We start from the raw sequence: 15,925 nt of genomic DNA, 5'->3' as shown, positions 1-15,925 counted from the left end.
CAACCTCTTGACCCCCGTTCGGGGGGCGTGTCAGGATCGCGCCCAATGTGCGCCACTTCCGCGCACGGTCCGACCACACGATGGGAGACCCGAATGAGAAGAGCAAGCACGATCGCTGCCACATGCGCAGCAGCACTGGTCCTGACGGCGCTGGCGACGACGCCGGCGGGCGCGGAGACCGCAACCGAGGACGGCGAACGCGAGTTCGTCGTCCTCTTCGCCGAGGGCACCTCCGCCGAGGCGCAGGTCGCCGCGGTCGAGGCCGCCGGCGGCACCGTCGTCAGTCAGAACACCGACGTCGGCGTCGCCACGGTGACCACGACCGAGGCGGGCTTCGCCGATGCCGCCGCGGAGCAGCGCGCGATCGAGGGCACCGCCCAGAACCGCGTCATCGCCGACGTGCCCGAGGGGCGGAAGGCGAGCGGAGAGGCGCAGAAGCAGGACGCCGCCGAGCAGGACGTGCGAGCCGATGCGGGCGCCGACGCCGGCGCGACGGCGACCGAGGCGGCCGCCGACGCCGCAGCCGGCAACGGCAACGGCAAGGGAAAGGGCAGCGGCAACGGCCACGGCCACAGCCAGCCCGAGGCGCCCGCGGCCGACCCGCTCGCGTCGCTGCAGTGGGACCTGCAGGCGATCGACGCCACCGTCGACGGCTCGTACCGGTACGAGCAGGGCAAGGGCGTCCTGGTCGGCATCCTCGACACCGGCGTCGACGGATCGCACCCCGACATCGCGCCGAACTTCGACGCCGCGCACAGCCGCAACTTCACGGTCGACATCCCGGTCGACGCGAACGGCGACGTGGTCGACGGCCCGTGCGAGGAGGAGTCCGACGGCTCCTGCGAGGACCCGGCCGACGTCGACGAGAACGGACACGGCACGCACGTGGCATCCACCATCGCGTCGCCGCTGAACGGCGTCGGCATCGCGGGCGTCGCGCCCGAGGCGACGATCGTGAACCTCCGCGCCGGTCAGGACTCGGGCTACTTCTTCCTGCAGCCGTCGGTCGACGCGCTCACGTACGCCGCGAAGCTCGGCGTCGATGTCGTGAACATGAGCTACTACGTCGACCCGTGGCTGTTCAACTGCACGAGCCACCCGGCCGACTCGCCCGAGGACCAGCAGGAGCAGCGCACCATCATCACGGCGATGCAGCGGGCGCTCGACTTCGCGCGCATCAGCGGGGTCACGCTCGTGTCCGCGGCGGGCAACGGGGCGACCGATTACACGAAGCCGCTGACGGATGCCGGCAGCCCCGACTTCGCCGACGTGCCCGGTGAGATCGCCTACACCCGCGACCTGCTCGACCCGGCGTCGTGCACCTCGATGCCGTCGGAGGCGCGTGGCGTGATCTCGGTGTCGAGCACGGGGCCGTCGAGCCGCAAGGCGTACTACTCCGACTACGGCAACGGGTACATCGACGTGGCCGCCCCGGGCGGCGACGTGTACGACACGGCCGACGGCACGCGCGACTATGCGGCCGGCATCCTCGCCGCGTACCCCGCGAACGTGGCTGCGGCCGAGGGCGCGATCGACGAGAACGGCGAGGTCGTGGTGCCGTGGGCGGTGAAGAGCTGCGACGCCGAGGGCGCGAACTGCGCGTACTACCAGTACCTGCAGGGCACGTCGATGGCCTCACCGCACGCGGCGGGCGTCGCGGCGCTCATCGTCGGCAAGTACGGGGTGAAGGACTTCCTCCGCGGCGGCACCTACCTGCCCGCGGCACTCACCCAGGCCAAGCTCGAGCGGTCGGCGGTGGAGACCGCGTGCCCGGTTCCGGCGGACTTCACCTACACCCGTACGCTGCCCACCGGCCAGGTGGTCACGGCCACCCACACCTGCGAGGGCACGGCCGCGCAGAACGGGTTCTCCGGCAAGGGCGTCGTGAACGCTCTGCGTGCGATCGGGCGGTAGTCGCGCTCCGCTGAACGAGCGCACCGGATGCCTCGGGCTCGCGCCCGGGGCATCCGGTGCGTCTGCGCGGCCGGGTGGACCCGGCTCAGCGTTGCGCGTTGTTGATCGCGTCGGCCGCCAGGTTCTCGAGCAGCCGGTTGTTCCCGTCGTACGAGAATGAGCCGATCGGCTGGGTCGCGGTCGACACCATCCGGCCGAGTGGACTCGCAATCAGGGGGTGGACAGTTGGCATGCCCCCAAAACGAGGGAATCCGGGGGACGTCGTCCCGTTCCGGTCAGGACTCGGTTCGGTCGAATCCGTACACGGTGATCGACGGCAGGCTTCCGGCCGCGATGAGGTCGAGCACGTGCCGCTCGTGGTGCACGACGCGGGCGGGCAACGCGTCGAGCGCGAACCAGCGCAGCTCGTCGGCCGTCGACTCGCGGAGTTCGGGCACCCCCTGCCAGTCGCGGCATCCGAAGAAGAAGTCGACGCGCTGCTCGGTGGGCCGGTCGTCGCGACCGCGTCGGTGCATGGTGGTGAGCGGTGCGAGCGCGTCGGATGCGATCGTCACTCCGAGTTCTTCGGATGCCTCGCGCACGGCCCCGAGCGTCACCGGTTCGCCTGCCTCCACGTGACCGGCCGCCGATGCGCCCCACCAGTCGTCGTAGTAGCCGGTGTCGACCCGGTGCTGCAGCAGCACCCGCCCTTGCGGGTCGAAGAGCAGCACGTACGCGGCGGGGATCACCGCGAACCGTCCGTGGGCGGCCGCGTACGCGTCGGAGTACGCCTGCGCGGGCTCGTCGGTCATGCTGCTGCTCCGCGTCCCATGCCGTCAGTCTCCTGGCCGCGCGGGTGCGTGTCCAATCGCGCGTCGCGCCCGGCGCGCCCGATAGGGTCGCCCCATGGGCAGGGCGCGCGAGCTGCTGCACGGTCATGTGGTCGACGCGAACGACGGCATCATCGCGACCGCCGGCGTGCTCGAGGGCTTCGCGGGAGCCGGGGCATCCGAATCGACCCTGTTCGTGGCGTCGATCGCGGCGATGGTCGCGGGCGCCCTGGCGCTCGCGGGCACCAAGTACGTCGAGCAGGCCTCGGAGCGGGAGCGCCAGCTCGCACTCATCGCCGAGGAGCGGGCCGAGCTCGCCGCCCGGCCCGACGACGAGGTCGCCGAACTCGCCGCCCACTACGAGCGCAAGGGGCTCGAGCCCGATCTCGCTCGGCGGGTCGCCGAGCAGCTGAGCGCCGCCGATCCGCTCGGCGCCCAGCTCGAGACCGAGCACGGCATCCAGGAGCCGATGCGCCGCTCGGCGCCGCTCGTCGAGGCGCTCGCCGGGGCGGTCGCGTTCACGCTCGGGGCCGCCGTGCCGTTCGTGATGGTGAGCGTGTTCCCCGCCGCGCTCGAGGCGTGGGCCGTCGCGGTCGCCGCGGCGCTGTCGCTCGTCGTGACCGCGATCGTGGGCGCGCGCTCGGGCGGCACGAGCATCGTGCGCGGCGTGCTGCGCACCCTCTCGATCGGGGTCGGGACGATGGCCGTCAGCTACGTCTCCGGGCTGCTGCTGTTCTGATCATGCGGTGGTATCGCTCGGAGGCCGCGCGCGACTTCGCCGTCGCGACGAACGACGGCATCATCGCCACGGCCGGCGTGCTGCAGGGCTTCGCGGGCGCCGGAGCGACGAGCACGACGCTGCTGGTCGCCTCCCTGTCCGCGCTCGTGGCGGGGTCGGTCGCGAGCTTCGGTGCGAAGTACGCCGAGCTGGCCGCCGCGCGTGACGCCGAGCGAGCGCTGATCGCGGAGACCGAGCGCGACATCCTGGAGGACGCCTCCGACGATCTTGACGATCTCGCGGCCTACTTCGTGGAGCGCGGGGTGCCTGTGCCGACGGCGCGCGAGGTGGCCGATCACCTGCATCGGCACGACGCCGTCGGTGCGCAGCTCGAGGTCGAACACGGCATCGACGAACCGACGCCGCCGTCGCGGCCGCTGCTCGGCGGTCTGCTGAACGCGGCGGCGGTGGCCACCGGTTCGGCGCTTCCGCTGCTGATCCTGCTCGCCTACCCAGCGGCGTGGGAGAGCTGGGCGGTGTTCGTCGCCGTCCTCATCTCGCTCGCAGCCACGAGCATGCTCATCGCCCTCTCGGCGCACACCTCGGTGCCGCGCGCCCTGCGTCGCACCCTCGCCATCGGCCTCGCCACGATGGGGCTCAGCTACCTCGCGGGCCTCGTGGTGTTCTAGCCGCGTCTGCGCGCACTCGTGGTCTGCTCGCCGTGACCGGCTCGCCGGCCGTTCAGTACCCGACGACGGGGCCGAACGCGTCGGTGAGCGGGGCGCGGTTGGCGCCGCGCAGCTCGTCGACCGAGACGGTGAACGCGTCCTGCACCTCGAGCGCCTGCGACGAGGCATCCGTCACGCCGATGCGACGCACCGGGATGCCCCGGCCCTCGCACAGCCCGCGGAACTTCACGTCGTCCTCCCGGGGGACCGACACGATGACGCGGCCCGCCGACTCGCTGAACATCGCGGTCGCGAGGTCGATGCCGGCGTCCTCCATGACCTCACCGAGGAACACGCGGGCGCCGACGCCGAACCGCGACACCGCCTCGGCGAGCGCGATCGCGAGGCCGCCGTCGCTGAGGTCGTGCGCGGCGTCGACGAGGCCCTCGATCGCGGCGGCGTTGAGCAGGCCCGCGAGCGCCTGCTCGTGCGCGAGGTCGACGGCCGGCGGGCGACCGCCGAGGTGGTCGTGCACGACGCCGGCCCACGCCGAGCCGTCGAGCTCGGCGCGGGTGTCGCCGAGCAGGTAGATGTTGTGGCCGTCGTCCTGCCAGCCGCTCGGCAGGCGCCGGGCGACGTCGTCGATCACGCCGAGCACGGCGATCACGGGCGTTGGGTGGATCGGCACGTCACCGGTCTGGTTGTAGAAGCTGACGTTGCCGCCGGTGACGGGAATGCCGAGCTCGAGGCATCCGTCGCTGAGCCCTTCGACGGTCTCGGAGAACTGCCACATGACCTCGGGGTTCTCGGGGGAGCCGAAGTTGAGGCAGTCGCTCACGCCCATGGGCACGGCGCCGGTGACGGCGACGTTGCGGTACGCCTCGGCGAGGGCGAGCTTCGCGCCCTGGCGCGGGTCGAGGTACGAGTAGCGGCCGTTCGCGTCGGTCGCGACCGAGACGCCGAGGCCCGACTCCTCGTCGACGCGGATCATGCCGGCGTCATCGGGGTAGCTGAGCGCGGTGTTGCCGAGCACGTACTTGTCGTACTGGCTGGTGATCCACGCGGCATCCGCCTGGTTCGCCGAGCCGACGAGCTGGAGGAACTGGGCGCGGATCTCGTCGGGCGTCGCGGGCCGTGCAAGACGAGCCGCGGTGTCCTCGTTGAGCGCGTCGATCCAAGTGGGGTAGGCGACCGGCCGCTCGTAGACCGGGCCGTCGACGGCGACGGTGCGCGGGTCGACGTTCACGATCTCCTGGCCGTGCCACATGATGCTCAGGCGCCCGGTGTCGGTGACCTCGCCGAGCACGCTGGTCTCGACGTCCCACTTCTCGACGACCTTCAGGAAGCCGTCGAGCTTCTCGGGCCGCACGATCGCCATCATGCGCTCCTGCGACTCGCTCATCAGGATCTCTTCGGGCGTGAGCGTGGGGTCGCGCAGCAGCACGTCGTCGAGCACGATCGCCATGCCGCCGTCGCCGTTCGACGCGAGCTCGCTCGTCGCGCACGAGATGCCGGCCGCGCCGAGATCCTGGATGCCCTCGACCAGATCCTGCTGGAACAGCTCGAGGCAGCACTCGATGAGCACCTTCTCGGCGAACGGGTCGCCGACCTGCACCGCGGGCCGCTTCTTCGGTGCAGCGGTCCCTGAGCCTGTCGAAGGGGCGAACGTGTCGGACGCGAGGATGGATGCTCCGCCGATGCCGTCGCCGCCGGTGCGGGCGCCGAACAGCACGACCTTGTTGCCGGCACCCTTCGCGTTCGCGAGGTGCAGGTCTTCGTGGCGCAGCACGCCGACGGCGAGCGCGTTCACGAGCGGGTTCGCCTGGTACACCGGGTCGAACCAGGTCTCGCCGCCGATGTTCGGCAGGCCGAGACAGTTGCCGTAGAAGCTGATGCCGGCGACCACGCCGTGCACGACGCGCGCAGTGTCGGGGTGGGAGATGTCGCCGAAGCGCAGCGCGTCCATGACGGCGACCGGGCGCGCACCCATCGAGATGATGTCGCGCACGATGCCGCCGACGCCGGTCGCGGCGCCCTGGAACGGCTCGATGTAGCTCGGGTGGTTGTGCGATTCGATCTTGAACGTGACGGCCCAGCCCTCGCCGATGTCGAGCACGCCGGCGTTCTCGCCCATGCCCACCATCAGGTGCTGCTTCATCTCGGGCGTGACCTTCTTGCCGAACTGGCGCAGGTACACCTTCGAGGACTTGTACGAGCAGTGCTCGCTCCACATGACCGAGTACATCGCGAGTTCGGCGCTGGTCGGGCGGCGGCCGAGGATGTTGCGGATGCGCTCGTACTCGTCGGGCTTCAGGCCCAGGGCAGCGTAGGGCTGCTCCTTCTCGGGGGTGGCGGCAGCGACCTCGACGGTGTCGAGGGCAGGCGCGAGAACGGTGGGCTGGTCGGTCACGAGTGGCGAACTCCAGAGAGCGGCCGCGAACGGATGCCTCGCGGCGGGCGGATGCCGGACCCCCCGAGTCTACCCGGGCGCGCCGGCTCGCTTCTCGACGGGTGGTGCTCAGCGAGCTGTCAGCGCCCGTTCAGCGCGCGTTGCGCCCGCCCCGGTAGCGTTGACTCGTTGTCAATGATGCGCGTCCGGGCTCCCGGATCGCCGATCGCCGGTCCGGGTGACACCACCCGGCGGCGTCGCGGGAGGGTGAGCAGCACCATGGGCAGGGCTTCGCGGCGAGGTATCCGCAGATTCGGTCTGCGCGCGATCGTCGCAACCGGCCTCGCACTCGCGATGGTGACCGGCGGCGCGGCCGGTGCGGCGTTCGCGCTCGAGGATCCGGCGCCCGAGCCGGCTGCGGCACCGCTCGTGGCTGAGCAGCCGTCGGCGCCCGAAGACCCGGCGATGCCTGAAGCACCCGAGGGCGACGCCGCTCCCGCCGCCCCCGAACTGCCCGAGCACATCTTCGTGTCGTACCAGGGGCCGCAGGTGCAGACCCCCGCACAAGCCGAGCCGCTCGCCGTCGAGGTCGGAGGCATCGGCACGGGCACCGCCAACGTCTGGTGGCCCGAGGTCGAGGGTGCCGAGCAGTACGTCATCACGACCACCGACGGAACCGTTGAGATCACGCAGCCCGCCACCTACGGCGGCTTCGCCCGCCTGACCGGGCTCGCCCGCGACACCGACTACACCGTGCAGGTCGACGTGCTCGACGCCGACGAACTGGTGCTGACGACGGGAACCCGGTCGTTCCGCACCCTGGCCTCGTTCGAGCTGCGCGGCGTCGCGACCGGGCCGACCACGGTGCGCTTGACCTGGGCGCCGCCGCTCGTCGACGACGAGACCTGGATCGGGGGCGACAATTGGGCCGCTCCGCTGCCGGCGGGTGCGACCGAGTTCACCGACCACTCGGTGCTGCCCGGCCAGACGTTCTCGTACGCGTTGCTCGGCGAGCGCGTCGAGGTGACGCCCGAGGTCGCCTCGATCGCACCCACCGTCACGGGCACGACGCCGACGAGCGCGAACTTCACGTGGCCGGCCGTCTACGGCGGATCGGTGGGTGTCGGCGGACACGTACCGCGCACGGTCACGTACACGGTGTTCGTCGACGGCGTGCAGGTCGGCGAGACGAACTCGCTCACGCTCGACGTCGGCGGGCTCGCCACCGCCGGGCACCGCATGACGATCGAGGCGAGCGTGATCGCGAATCGCTTCATCGACGACGAGTTCGAAGAGAACGTGCGGGTCGTCATCGCGCGCGGGGCCGTGGACTTCTCGACGGTGCCTCCCGCGCCCGCGCCCGCGCCCGTGCCGGCGGCGCCGAAGGCATCGGCGGGCGGGGCGCTCGCCAGGACCGGCGCCGACCCGCTGCCGCTCGTGATCGCGGGCGTCGCGCTCCTCACCGGCGGCGTGCTGGCCGCGGTCGGGGCATCCGTTCGTCCGGCCCGAGCCGCTGGGCGGAATCGCGGGCCGCGCGGGTAGCGGTCACGAAATTCCGCAATGCGTGACGAAATTCCGTTACTCGATCGCCGACTCGAGTTCGACGCGACCCATCGGCGGTGTGCTGGTGCGCCGCCCGCCCAGGTGACCGCCGCCCAGGTCCACGGGCCGACGATCGCGAACGCCGCGTCCAGCGACAGGTACCGCACGAGCCGAGCCTATTCCGCGGACTCACGGCTGGGGCGGGTAGCCTGCTTCAGTGAACGAGCCCCAGGCACGTGACCTCGTCGAGGCGCACATCGCGACGATCCCCGACTTCCCCGAGCCCGGAATCCTCTTCCGCGACCTCACCCCGGTGTTCGCCGACGGGCCGGCGTTCCACACCCTCTCGGAGTCGCTGACCGCGCCGTTCGACGGCGAATTCGACGTGCTCGCGGGGCTCGAGGCGCGCGGGTTCCTGCTCGCGGCGGCCGCGTCGGCGCTCTGCGGCAAGGGCGTGCTCACCGTGCGCAAGGCCGGCAAGCTGCCGCGCCCCGTGCTGCGCGAGGAGTACGCGCTCGAGTACGGCACGGCCGCGCTCGAGGTGCACGAGGGCGAACTGCCGCCGGGCACCCGCGTGCTCATCGTCGACGACGTGCTCGCGACGGGCGGCACGGTCGCGGCATCCGTTCGGCTGATCGAGCGGGCCGGATGGCACGTGGCCGGCGTCTCGGTCGCGGTCGAGCTGGCCGACCTCGGCGGGCGCGCCGCGCTCGCGCGCGAGTTCGGCGACGGGCTTCGGGTGTACAACCTGCTTCGCTACTGACTTCGTACGGCACGCCTGCCGCACCGCGGCCAGGAGTGCCCGCATCGCGCGGGTCGCGCGCTCCGGTCGAGTGGCATCCGCGCGTCTGAAGTGCAGGAGTCTGGGTGCAGGAGTCTGAAGTGCAGGAGTCTGGGACCTCTCCGCCCGACTACGGGGGTGTCAGGTCCCAGACTCCTGCACAGCGGAGAAGCAGCCGCGCGACCGCGCTGGGCGCTGCGCCCTACGCGACCGGAGCCGCCGCCTGCTCCCGCGCCCGCAGGTCCTTCCGCAGGATCTTCCCCGACGAACTCTTCGGGATCGCCTCGATGAACTCCACCCGGCGCACCTTCTCGTGCGGAGCGACGTGGGCGGCGACGTGCGCCATGACCTCGGATGCGTCGAGCGAAGCCCCCGACTGCACGACGACGAACGCCTTCGGAATCTCCTGGCCGTCGTCGTCGTGCACGCCGATCACCGCGGCATCCGCGATCGCCGGGTGCTCCAGCAGCACGGCCTCGAGCACGGCCGGCGCGACCTGGTAGCCCTTGTACTTGATGAGCTCCTTCAGTCGGTCGACGATGCGGAACAGGCCCTCGTCGTTCATGGTCGCGATGTCGCCGGTGTGGAGCCAACCGTCGGCGTCGAGCATGGCGGCCGTGGCATCCGGGTTGTTGAGATAGCCCTGCATGACCTGGGGACCGCGGATCAGCAGCTCGCCCGGCTCGCTCCAGCTATCGGTGCCGTCGGTGATGGGCACGTCGGCCCCGGTCTCCGGGTCGACGACGCGCGCCTCGGTGTTCGCGAGGAGGATCCCGACGCTCGACCGGTCGATGTCGGTGCGGTCGACCGGGATGGCGTGCGTCACCGGGCTGGTCTCGGTCATGCCGTAGCCCTGGCAGACGGTGCAGCCGAGGCGTGCTGCGACGGCTTCGGCGAGTGCGCCGTCGAGCGGCGCGGCCCCCGAGAACACGACCTCGACGCTCGAGAGGTCGTATCGGTCGACGATCGGATGCTTCGCGAGCGCCACCGCGATCGGCGGCGCGATGAACACCCAGGTCGCCCGGTGCTCGCTGATCACGCGCAGGAATTCGACGAGGTCGAACTTCGGCATGGTGACGAGCGCCGCGCGTCGGTCGAGGGCGAAGTTGAGCAGCACGGTCATGCCGTAGATGTGGAAGAACGGCAGCACCGCGAGTACGCGGTCGCCCGCGGCGAGCGAGATGTTCGCCGAGCACTGGGAGACGTTCGCGACGAGGTTGCGATGCGTGAGCATGACGCCCTTCGGTCGCCCGGTGGTGCCCGACGAGTACGGCAGCACCGCGAGATGGGTGGCGGGGTCGAAGCTCACCTCGGGTGCCGGGCGCCCCTCGCCGAGCAGTTGCGCGAGCGACGGATGCCCCGCACCGACGCCGTCCGCTGCGGCTTCGCCGACCCCGTCGAGCACGATGAGCTGCGAGGCGGGGATGCCGACCCGGGCCGCGGCGGCCTCGGCCTGCGGCAGCATCGGCGACACCGTGATGAGCCAGTGCGCCCCGGCGTCGCGGAGCTGGTTCTCGATCTCGTCGGGCGTGTAGAGCGAGTTGATCGTGGTGACCGTGGCGCCGGCGCGCAGCAGCCCGTGGAACACGGTCGCGAACGCGGGCACGTTCGGGCAGAGCACGCCGACCACGTCGTCGACGCCGACGCCGCGAGCGGCCAACGCGCCCGCGAAGAGGTCCACGTGGGCGATGAGCTGCCGGTAGCTGGTGGTGGCACCGCTGGTGCCGTCGATGAGGGCGATTTCGTCGAGCTGCTGCTCGTCGAGGCCGGTGAACAGGAAGTCGTAGATCGACGCGTCGGGAATCTCGACGTCGGGCAACGGGCTGTGGGCCATCTGATCTCCTTTGATCGGGCGTGCGCACCATCATGCTTCACGGCGCGTCCGATGGGTAGTCCGGATGCCCCGCACCGCCGTCGTTGTCGTGAATTCCTCGTTGTTTTGAGCAAATCAAAATAACCTGCTAAGTTCGTCGACATGACGACGGAAACCGCACGCGAGCACACCGCCGAACGGCTCCGTTCGGCCGGGCTCAAGGTGACGGCGCCCCGCGTCGCGGTGCTCGAAGCGCTGGCCGGCCACGGTCATCTCGACGCGCACTCCGTGCACGAGCGCATCGTCGCCGAACTCCCCGGCACGTCGATCCAGTCGGTCTACAACGTGCTCGACGCGCTCCACGGCGCGGGACTCCTCCGCCGCATCGAGCCCGCCGGGTCGCCTGCGCTCTACGAGAGCCGCATCGGCGACAACCACCATCACCTCGTCTGCACGCGCTGCCACGCGATCGCCGACGTCGACTGCGTGGTGGGGCAACCCCCGTGTCTCGCGCCGAACACCACGAACGGCTTCACGATCCACACGGCCGAGGTCACCTTCTGGGGCCTCTGCGCCGACTGCAGGCCCACCGTCACGGACAGCACGGGCCTCGAGGCATCCGCCGAGCTCGAAGCATCCGCCGAGCTCGAAGCATCCGCCTGACCCCGGCCTGACGAGCCGGCCCGGCCGGGACATCCCGGCCCACTGAACGACCGCCGCACCACGGCGGTACTCGGCGTGCCCGCGCGCCACCCACCCAACCGAAGAAAGAGGACGCATGACGGAATCGACGCAGCAGTTCACGACCACGCAGACCGGAACGCCGGTCGCGAGCGACGCGCATTCCCTCACGGTGGGCGCCGACGGCGCCACCGTGCTGCACGACCGCTACCTGGTCGAGAAGCTGGCGCAGTTCAACCGCGAGCGGATCCCCGAGCGCATCGTGCACGCCAAGGGCGGCGGCGCGTTCGGCGAACTGGTCGTCACCGGGGATGTCTCGGCCTACACGCGTGCCGCGGTGTTCCAGCCGGGCGCGACGAGCGAGACGCTGCTGCGCTTCTCGTCGGTCGCCGGCGAGCTGGGTTCGCCCGACACCTGGCGCGATGTGCGCGGCTTCGCCCTGAAGTTCTACACGACCGAGGGCAACCTCGACATCGTCGGCAACAACACGCCGGTGTTCTTCATCCGCGACGCGATCAAGTTCCCCGACTTCATCCACTCGCAGAAGCGACTGCCGGGCTCGGGCCTGCGCAACTCCGACATGCAGTGGGACTTCTGGACGCTCTCGCCCGAGTCGGCGCACCAGGTGACGTACCTCATGGGCGACCGCGGCCTGCCGCGTTCGTGGCGTCACGTGAACGGCTACGGCTCGCACACCTACCAGTGGATCAACGCCGCGGGCGAGCGGTTCTGGGTGAAGTACCACTTCATCGCGCGCCAGGGCGTCGAGACGATCGAAGCGGGCGAGGCCGAGGCGATCGCCGGTGCCGACGCCGACTTCTACCGCCGCGACCTGTACGAGGCGATCGAGCGCGGCGACTATCCGACCTGGGACGTGAAGGTCCAGATCATGCCGTACGACGAGGCGAAGACGTACCGCTTCAACCCGTTCGACCTCACCAAGGTGTGGCCGCACGCCGACTACCCGCTCGTCGAGGTCGGCCACTTCACGCTGAACCGCAACCCGCAGAACCACTTCGCCGAGATCGAGCAGGCCGCCTTCTCGCCGGCGAACCAGGTGCCGGGCACCGACATCAGCCCCGACAAGATGCTGATGGCCCGCGTGTTCAGCTACCCCGACGCGCAGCGCTACCGGGTCGGCACGAACTACAACCAGCTGCCCGTGAACGCGCCGCACGCCGCGCCGGTGCACAACTACTCGCAGGACGGCGCGCAGCGCCACCACTTCAACGCGCCTTCGACGCCCGTGTACGCGCCGAACAGCTTCGGAGGCCCGCACGCCGACCCGGCGCGTGCGGCCGAGGGCTCGTGGGAGCACGACGGCGAACTGGTGCGCGCGGCGGCGACGCTGCACGCCGAGGACTCCGACTTCGGTCAGGCGGGCACCCTCTACCGCGAGGTGTTCTCCGACGAGTCGAAGGCGCGCTTCCTCGCGACCCTGACCGGTCAGGCGCGGGCGATCTCGATCGAGGAGATCCGCGAGCGGTTCTTCCAGTACTGGACGAACGTCGACGCCGGGCTGGGTGCCTCGCTGCGGGCGGCGTACGCGGCCGAGCCGGTTGCGGATGTCCCGCAGCAGCCCGAGGCCGGCGAGCCCGAGCCCGACGAGGTGCACGCGGCGTAGCCGTACGGCGCGCCCGGCTCCCCCTCGGCGCCGGGCAGCGGATGCTCCGTGCGTGTGGCAGCACGGCGGGGCATCCGTGCCCGTCCTCGTTCCCGGCGTGGCAGCGCCGGGGGCGGGAACGCGTGATGCCGGGGTGGCAGCCCCGGCATCACCGAACCATCGAACCGACCCTTGAGAAGGAAGAGATCATGAACAACGGAACCATCCCAGCGTACGCGCCCACCGCTCGCGAGCACGTCGACCGGGCGGTCGACGCCCGCGTCGTCGCCGAGGTGGAAGCGGCATTCCCCGCCGCCACCCACCCCCTCGGCGGTGCATACGTCTCGCTCGGGGCATCCGTCGCGGTCGCCGCGGTCGCCGCGCCCGGCGGCGCGTACGTGACGGGCGTCGCCCCGCGCGGCATGGGCGGCTACGTCTCGGGCGTGCCCGCTCCCGCAGTGCCGGGTCGCTACACCGACGCGGCCTGACCGTCCCGCGCCGCGAGGGCTCGCACCTCGCGGCGCGGGCCTCATCGGGTCGGGCCTCATCGGGTCGGGCCTCCGGGTCGGGCCTCCGGGTCGGGCCTCATCGGTCGGGCCTCATCGGTCGGGTCTGGTCGGTCGGGTCTGGTCGGTCGGGTCTGGTCGGTCGGGTCTGGTCGTGGCGGGACGGGTCGGCGTAGCATTGGGCCGTGCTGCTGCGGACGCGCGGCGGATGCCGCGCGAGGAAGGACAGCGATGCGATCGTCCGTGCCCATCCCGGGGAATCCGTGGCCGCACGACATGGTCATCGCGGTCGACGACGATCCGCACCAGCTCGTCGAGCTGCTGTGGATGCGCGAGGCGTGGGGGCTCGAAGGCATCCTCGAGCCGGGGGCGCTCGAGCCGGGCATCCTCGAGCCGGGCGCGCTCAGGCCGGGCCCGCTCGAGCCGGGCGCGCCGGATGCCCCGCCGCGACTCGCCGACCCGCCCGAACGGCCGGCGGGCGCCGACCTGCCGCCGGCGCACGTGCGCGAGCGGGCCGCCGACGCCTGGGCCGGGATGTGGGCCGACGCCCTCGGCCATGCCGGCGCCATCCGCGACCCCGGCATCTTCGCGGCGCTGGGCGACACGGCCGACGGCTCACCGGAGCGCCGCAGCCTGCTCGCGAGCCTCGTCGGGCCGAGCTGGCGGGACGAGCTGGGCGAGGCCGTTCCCGACCTCGGGCCCGCGTTCCAGGCCTGGAACCATCGCGCGTTCGAGCGCCGCGTGACCCGCACCGTCCCGGCCTACGACGAGGCGCCAGAGTACCGAGCGCTGGTCGTGCTGATCCAGGCCTGGCGCGCGGGGCTCACGAAGATCGTCACGATCCCGTGCGTGGGCGAGTTCACCCGGCGCATCGGCGAGCACGTGCTGCTCATGACGGATGCCACCCGGCAGGATCCCGACCGGTACTTCGACGCCCTCGGCCGGTTCGACGCGCTCGCGGCATCCTGACCGGCCGCGTCCGTCGGCGCGCACCGTTCAGTCGGCGCGCACCGTGAGGAAGTGGTCGATCACGTAGTCGGCGATCGACATCGACGAGGTCGCGGCCGGCGAGGGCGCGTTGCGCAGCAGGGTCACCGGGCCGACCTGGTCGACCGCGAAGTCGTCGAGCAGTGCGCCGTCGCGCCCCCACGCCTGTGCGCGCACGCCCGCGGCGGTCTTCGCCACGAGGTCGCGGCTGCGCAGTTCGGGGACGAACCGGCGCGCCTTGCGGAACCAGCGGGTCTTCAGCAGCGACGCGCTGATCTCGTCGACGCCCATCCGCCAGTGCTGCTTCGCGAGCGACGGTGCGCCGGGCCAGGTCAGCGACTCCCAGGTGTCCTTCGGCGAGATCGCGAGCCAGCGGTACCCCTCGCGCGCGAGCGCGGGCACGGCGTTCGGGCCGACATGGATGTCGTCGTACACGCCGCGGGTGAAGTGCACGCCGAGGAACGGGAATCGCGGGTCGGGCACCGGGTAGATCATGCCGTTCACGAGGTCGTTGCGTTCGGGCGCGAGCGACCAGTACTCGCCGCGGAACGGCAGGATCTTCGGTGACGGGTCGGCGCCGACGAGCTTCGCGACCACGTCCGACTGCAGGCCGGCGCACGCGATCACCCGGTCGAACACCTGCTCCGAGACCGCGGTGCGCACCCGCACCCGGCCGGCTTCGACGGTCATCGCGACGACCTCCTGGCCGAGCAGGATGCTCCCGCCTCCGGCGCGGACGTCCTGCGCCATCGCCTCGGTGATCGCGGCGTAGTCGACGACCGCGGTCTGCGGCGAGTGCACCGCCGCGACGCCCGCGACGTGCGGCTCGATCTCGCGGAGCTCGGCGACCTCGTCGATGCGCCGCAGGTCGGGCACGCCGTTCGCGATCGAGCGGCGCTCGATCTCGGCGAGGGCGGGCAGCTCGGACTCGTCGATCGCGACGACGAGCTTGCCGACCTCGCGGTAGGGGAGCTTCTTCTCCGCGCAGAACTCGCGGATCGCGACCCGGCCGAGCGCGCACAGCTCGGCCTTCAGCGAACCCGGCTTGTAGTAGAGCCCGGCGTGCACGACGCCCGAGTTGTGGCCGGTCTGGTGCGCGGCGAGGCGGTGCTCCTTCTCGAACACCGTGACCTCGCCGAGGCCGCGCAACGTGAGCGCACGCGCGAGCGCGATGCCGACGATCCCGCCGCCGATGATGGCGATGCGCGCTGCGCCGAGGGGGTCCGTCATCGTGCTCCTCACCGCCGTGGTCGTGTCCCGGCTCCCGGCGAGTGTAGACCGATCCGGTGCGTCGAGGGCGCCGGCGTGGCATCCGCTCGGCGCGGGCGCAGGTTCGCGCGCTCGTCCGGGGCATCCGCTTGCCCGGCGCATCCGCTCGTCCGTGGCATCCGCTCGCCCGTGGCATCCGCTCGTCCGGAGCATCCGCTCGTCCGCCCGGAGCGCTCCGCTCCGCCCGAGCGGGCCTGAACGCCCGCTGTCAACCCGCTGAGCGCGCTTTGCGGCGCCTTCGCGGG

At 71.6% G+C, this 15,925-nt stretch carries 13 protein-coding genes; 9 read left to right on the top strand and 4 right to left on the bottom strand.

Annotation, left to right across the window (positions count from 1 at the left end):
* The first annotated feature begins 93 nt into the window (after positions 1 to 93).
* Positions 94 to 1,914, top strand: coding sequence for a S8 family serine peptidase (locus MTO99_RS12675; RefSeq protein ID WP_243554008.1), 1,821 nt, complete (start codon positions 94 to 96; stop codon positions 1,912 to 1,914).
* Between the two features lie 275 nt (positions 1,915 to 2,189).
* On the opposite strand, the gene MTO99_RS12670 is transcribed toward MTO99_RS12675, so the two are convergent.
* Positions 2,190 to 2,705, bottom strand: coding sequence for an NUDIX domain-containing protein (locus tag MTO99_RS12670; RefSeq protein ID WP_243554007.1), 516 nt, complete (start codon positions 2,703 to 2,705; stop codon positions 2,190 to 2,192).
* Positions 2,706 to 2,799: 94 nt separating this feature from the next.
* On the opposite strand from MTO99_RS12670, the gene MTO99_RS12665 reads away from it, so the two are divergent.
* On the top strand, positions 2,800 to 3,462 hold the full coding sequence (locus MTO99_RS12665; protein ID WP_243554006.1) for a VIT1/CCC1 transporter family protein: 663 nt from the start codon (positions 2,800 to 2,802) through the stop codon (positions 3,460 to 3,462).
* 2 nt (positions 3,463 to 3,464) lie between these two features.
* Positions 3,465 to 4,130, top strand: coding sequence for a VIT1/CCC1 transporter family protein (locus MTO99_RS12660; protein ID WP_243554005.1), 666 nt, complete (start codon positions 3,465 to 3,467; stop codon positions 4,128 to 4,130).
* Positions 4,131 to 4,182: 52 nt separating this feature from the next.
* On the opposite strand, the gene purL is transcribed toward MTO99_RS12660, so the two are convergent.
* The gene (purL, locus tag MTO99_RS12655; protein WP_243554004.1) at positions 4,183 to 6,519 is read right to left on the bottom strand and encodes a phosphoribosylformylglycinamidine synthase subunit PurL; all 2,337 of its coding nucleotides are present in this window, start codon (positions 6,517 to 6,519) and stop codon (positions 4,183 to 4,185) included.
* Between the two features lie 258 nt (positions 6,520 to 6,777).
* Here purL and MTO99_RS12650 point away from each other — a divergent pair, with 258 nt between their 5' ends.
* Both MTO99_RS12650 and MTO99_RS12645 read left to right on the top strand, forming a co-directional pair.
* The gene (locus MTO99_RS12650) at positions 6,778 to 8,040 is read left to right on the top strand and encodes a hypothetical protein (RefSeq protein ID WP_243554003.1); all 1,263 of its coding nucleotides are present in this window, start codon (positions 6,778 to 6,780) and stop codon (positions 8,038 to 8,040) included.
* 217 nt (positions 8,041 to 8,257) lie between these two features.
* On the top strand, positions 8,258 to 8,803 hold the full coding sequence (locus tag MTO99_RS12645; RefSeq protein WP_243554002.1) for an adenine phosphoribosyltransferase: 546 nt from the start codon (positions 8,258 to 8,260) through the stop codon (positions 8,801 to 8,803).
* Between the two features lie 220 nt (positions 8,804 to 9,023).
* Here the strand turns inward: MTO99_RS12645 and MTO99_RS12640 are convergent, their stop codons facing one another.
* Positions 9,024 to 10,655 (bottom strand): AMP-binding protein, encoded by a 1,632-nt coding sequence (locus MTO99_RS12640; protein ID WP_243554001.1) that lies wholly within the window; start codon positions 10,653 to 10,655, stop codon positions 9,024 to 9,026.
* Between the two features lie 141 nt (positions 10,656 to 10,796).
* Between MTO99_RS12640 and MTO99_RS12635 the strand changes: the two genes are divergently transcribed.
* The 4 genes from MTO99_RS12635 to MTO99_RS12620 all read left to right on the top strand — a co-directional run bounded on the left by MTO99_RS12635 (position 10,797) and on the right by MTO99_RS12620 (position 14,393).
* Positions 10,797 to 11,297 (top strand): Fur family transcriptional regulator, encoded by a 501-nt coding sequence (locus MTO99_RS12635; protein ID WP_243554000.1) that lies wholly within the window; start codon positions 10,797 to 10,799, stop codon positions 11,295 to 11,297.
* A 115-nt stretch (positions 11,298 to 11,412) separates the two neighbouring features.
* Positions 11,413 to 12,939: a catalase gene (locus MTO99_RS12630; RefSeq protein WP_243553999.1), complete on the top strand. Its 1,527-nt coding sequence runs from the start codon at positions 11,413 to 11,415 to the stop codon at positions 12,937 to 12,939.
* 188 nt (positions 12,940 to 13,127) lie between these two features.
* The gene (locus tag MTO99_RS12625; RefSeq protein WP_243553998.1) at positions 13,128 to 13,406 is read left to right on the top strand and encodes a hypothetical protein; all 279 of its coding nucleotides are present in this window, start codon (positions 13,128 to 13,130) and stop codon (positions 13,404 to 13,406) included.
* A gap of 249 nt (positions 13,407 to 13,655) precedes the next feature.
* Positions 13,656 to 14,393, top strand: coding sequence for a hypothetical protein (locus tag MTO99_RS12620; protein WP_243553997.1), 738 nt, complete (start codon positions 13,656 to 13,658; stop codon positions 14,391 to 14,393).
* 27 nt (positions 14,394 to 14,420) lie between these two features.
* Here MTO99_RS12620 and lhgO read toward each other — a convergent pair whose 3' ends face one another.
* Complete coding sequence (gene lhgO, locus MTO99_RS12615; RefSeq protein WP_243553995.1) at positions 14,421 to 15,641, bottom strand: L-2-hydroxyglutarate oxidase; 1,221 nt, start codon at positions 15,639 to 15,641, stop codon at positions 14,421 to 14,423.
* Positions 15,642 to 15,925 lie beyond the last annotated feature (284 nt).

Source organism: Agromyces larvae, from assembly GCF_022811705.1.
Classification (GTDB): domain Bacteria; phylum Actinomycetota; class Actinomycetes; order Actinomycetales; family Microbacteriaceae; genus Agromyces; species Agromyces larvae.
Note: the sequence above shows the minus strand (reverse complement) of the source record. Positions and strands in the feature narration are given on the sequence as shown.

Excerpts from the sequence above, each read along its gene's own strand:
- MTO99_RS12675 (WP_243554008.1), top strand. The coding sequence starts at position 94 with ATGAGAAGAGCAAGCACGATCGCTGCCACATGCGCAGCAGCACTGGTC.
- MTO99_RS12670 (WP_243554007.1), bottom strand. The coding sequence starts at position 2,705 with ATGACCGACGAGCCCGCGCAGGCGTACTCCGACGCGTACGCGGCCGCC.
- MTO99_RS12665 (WP_243554006.1), top strand. The coding sequence starts at position 2,800 with ATGGGCAGGGCGCGCGAGCTGCTGCACGGTCATGTGGTCGACGCGAAC.
- MTO99_RS12660 (WP_243554005.1), top strand. The coding sequence starts at position 3,465 with ATGCGGTGGTATCGCTCGGAGGCCGCGCGCGACTTCGCCGTCGCGACG.
- MTO99_RS12650 (WP_243554003.1), top strand. The coding sequence starts at position 6,778 with ATGGGCAGGGCTTCGCGGCGAGGTATCCGCAGATTCGGTCTGCGCGCG.
- MTO99_RS12640 (WP_243554001.1), bottom strand. The coding sequence starts at position 10,655 with ATGGCCCACAGCCCGTTGCCCGACGTCGAGATTCCCGACGCGTCGATC.
- MTO99_RS12635 (WP_243554000.1), top strand. The coding sequence starts at position 10,797 with ATGACGACGGAAACCGCACGCGAGCACACCGCCGAACGGCTCCGTTCG.
- MTO99_RS12630 (WP_243553999.1), top strand. The coding sequence starts at position 11,413 with ATGACGGAATCGACGCAGCAGTTCACGACCACGCAGACCGGAACGCCG.
- MTO99_RS12625 (WP_243553998.1), top strand. The coding sequence starts at position 13,128 with ATGAACAACGGAACCATCCCAGCGTACGCGCCCACCGCTCGCGAGCAC.
- MTO99_RS12620 (WP_243553997.1), top strand. The coding sequence starts at position 13,656 with ATGCGATCGTCCGTGCCCATCCCGGGGAATCCGTGGCCGCACGACATG.
- lhgO (WP_243553995.1), bottom strand. The coding sequence starts at position 15,641 with ATGACGGACCCCCTCGGCGCAGCGCGCATCGCCATCATCGGCGGCGGG.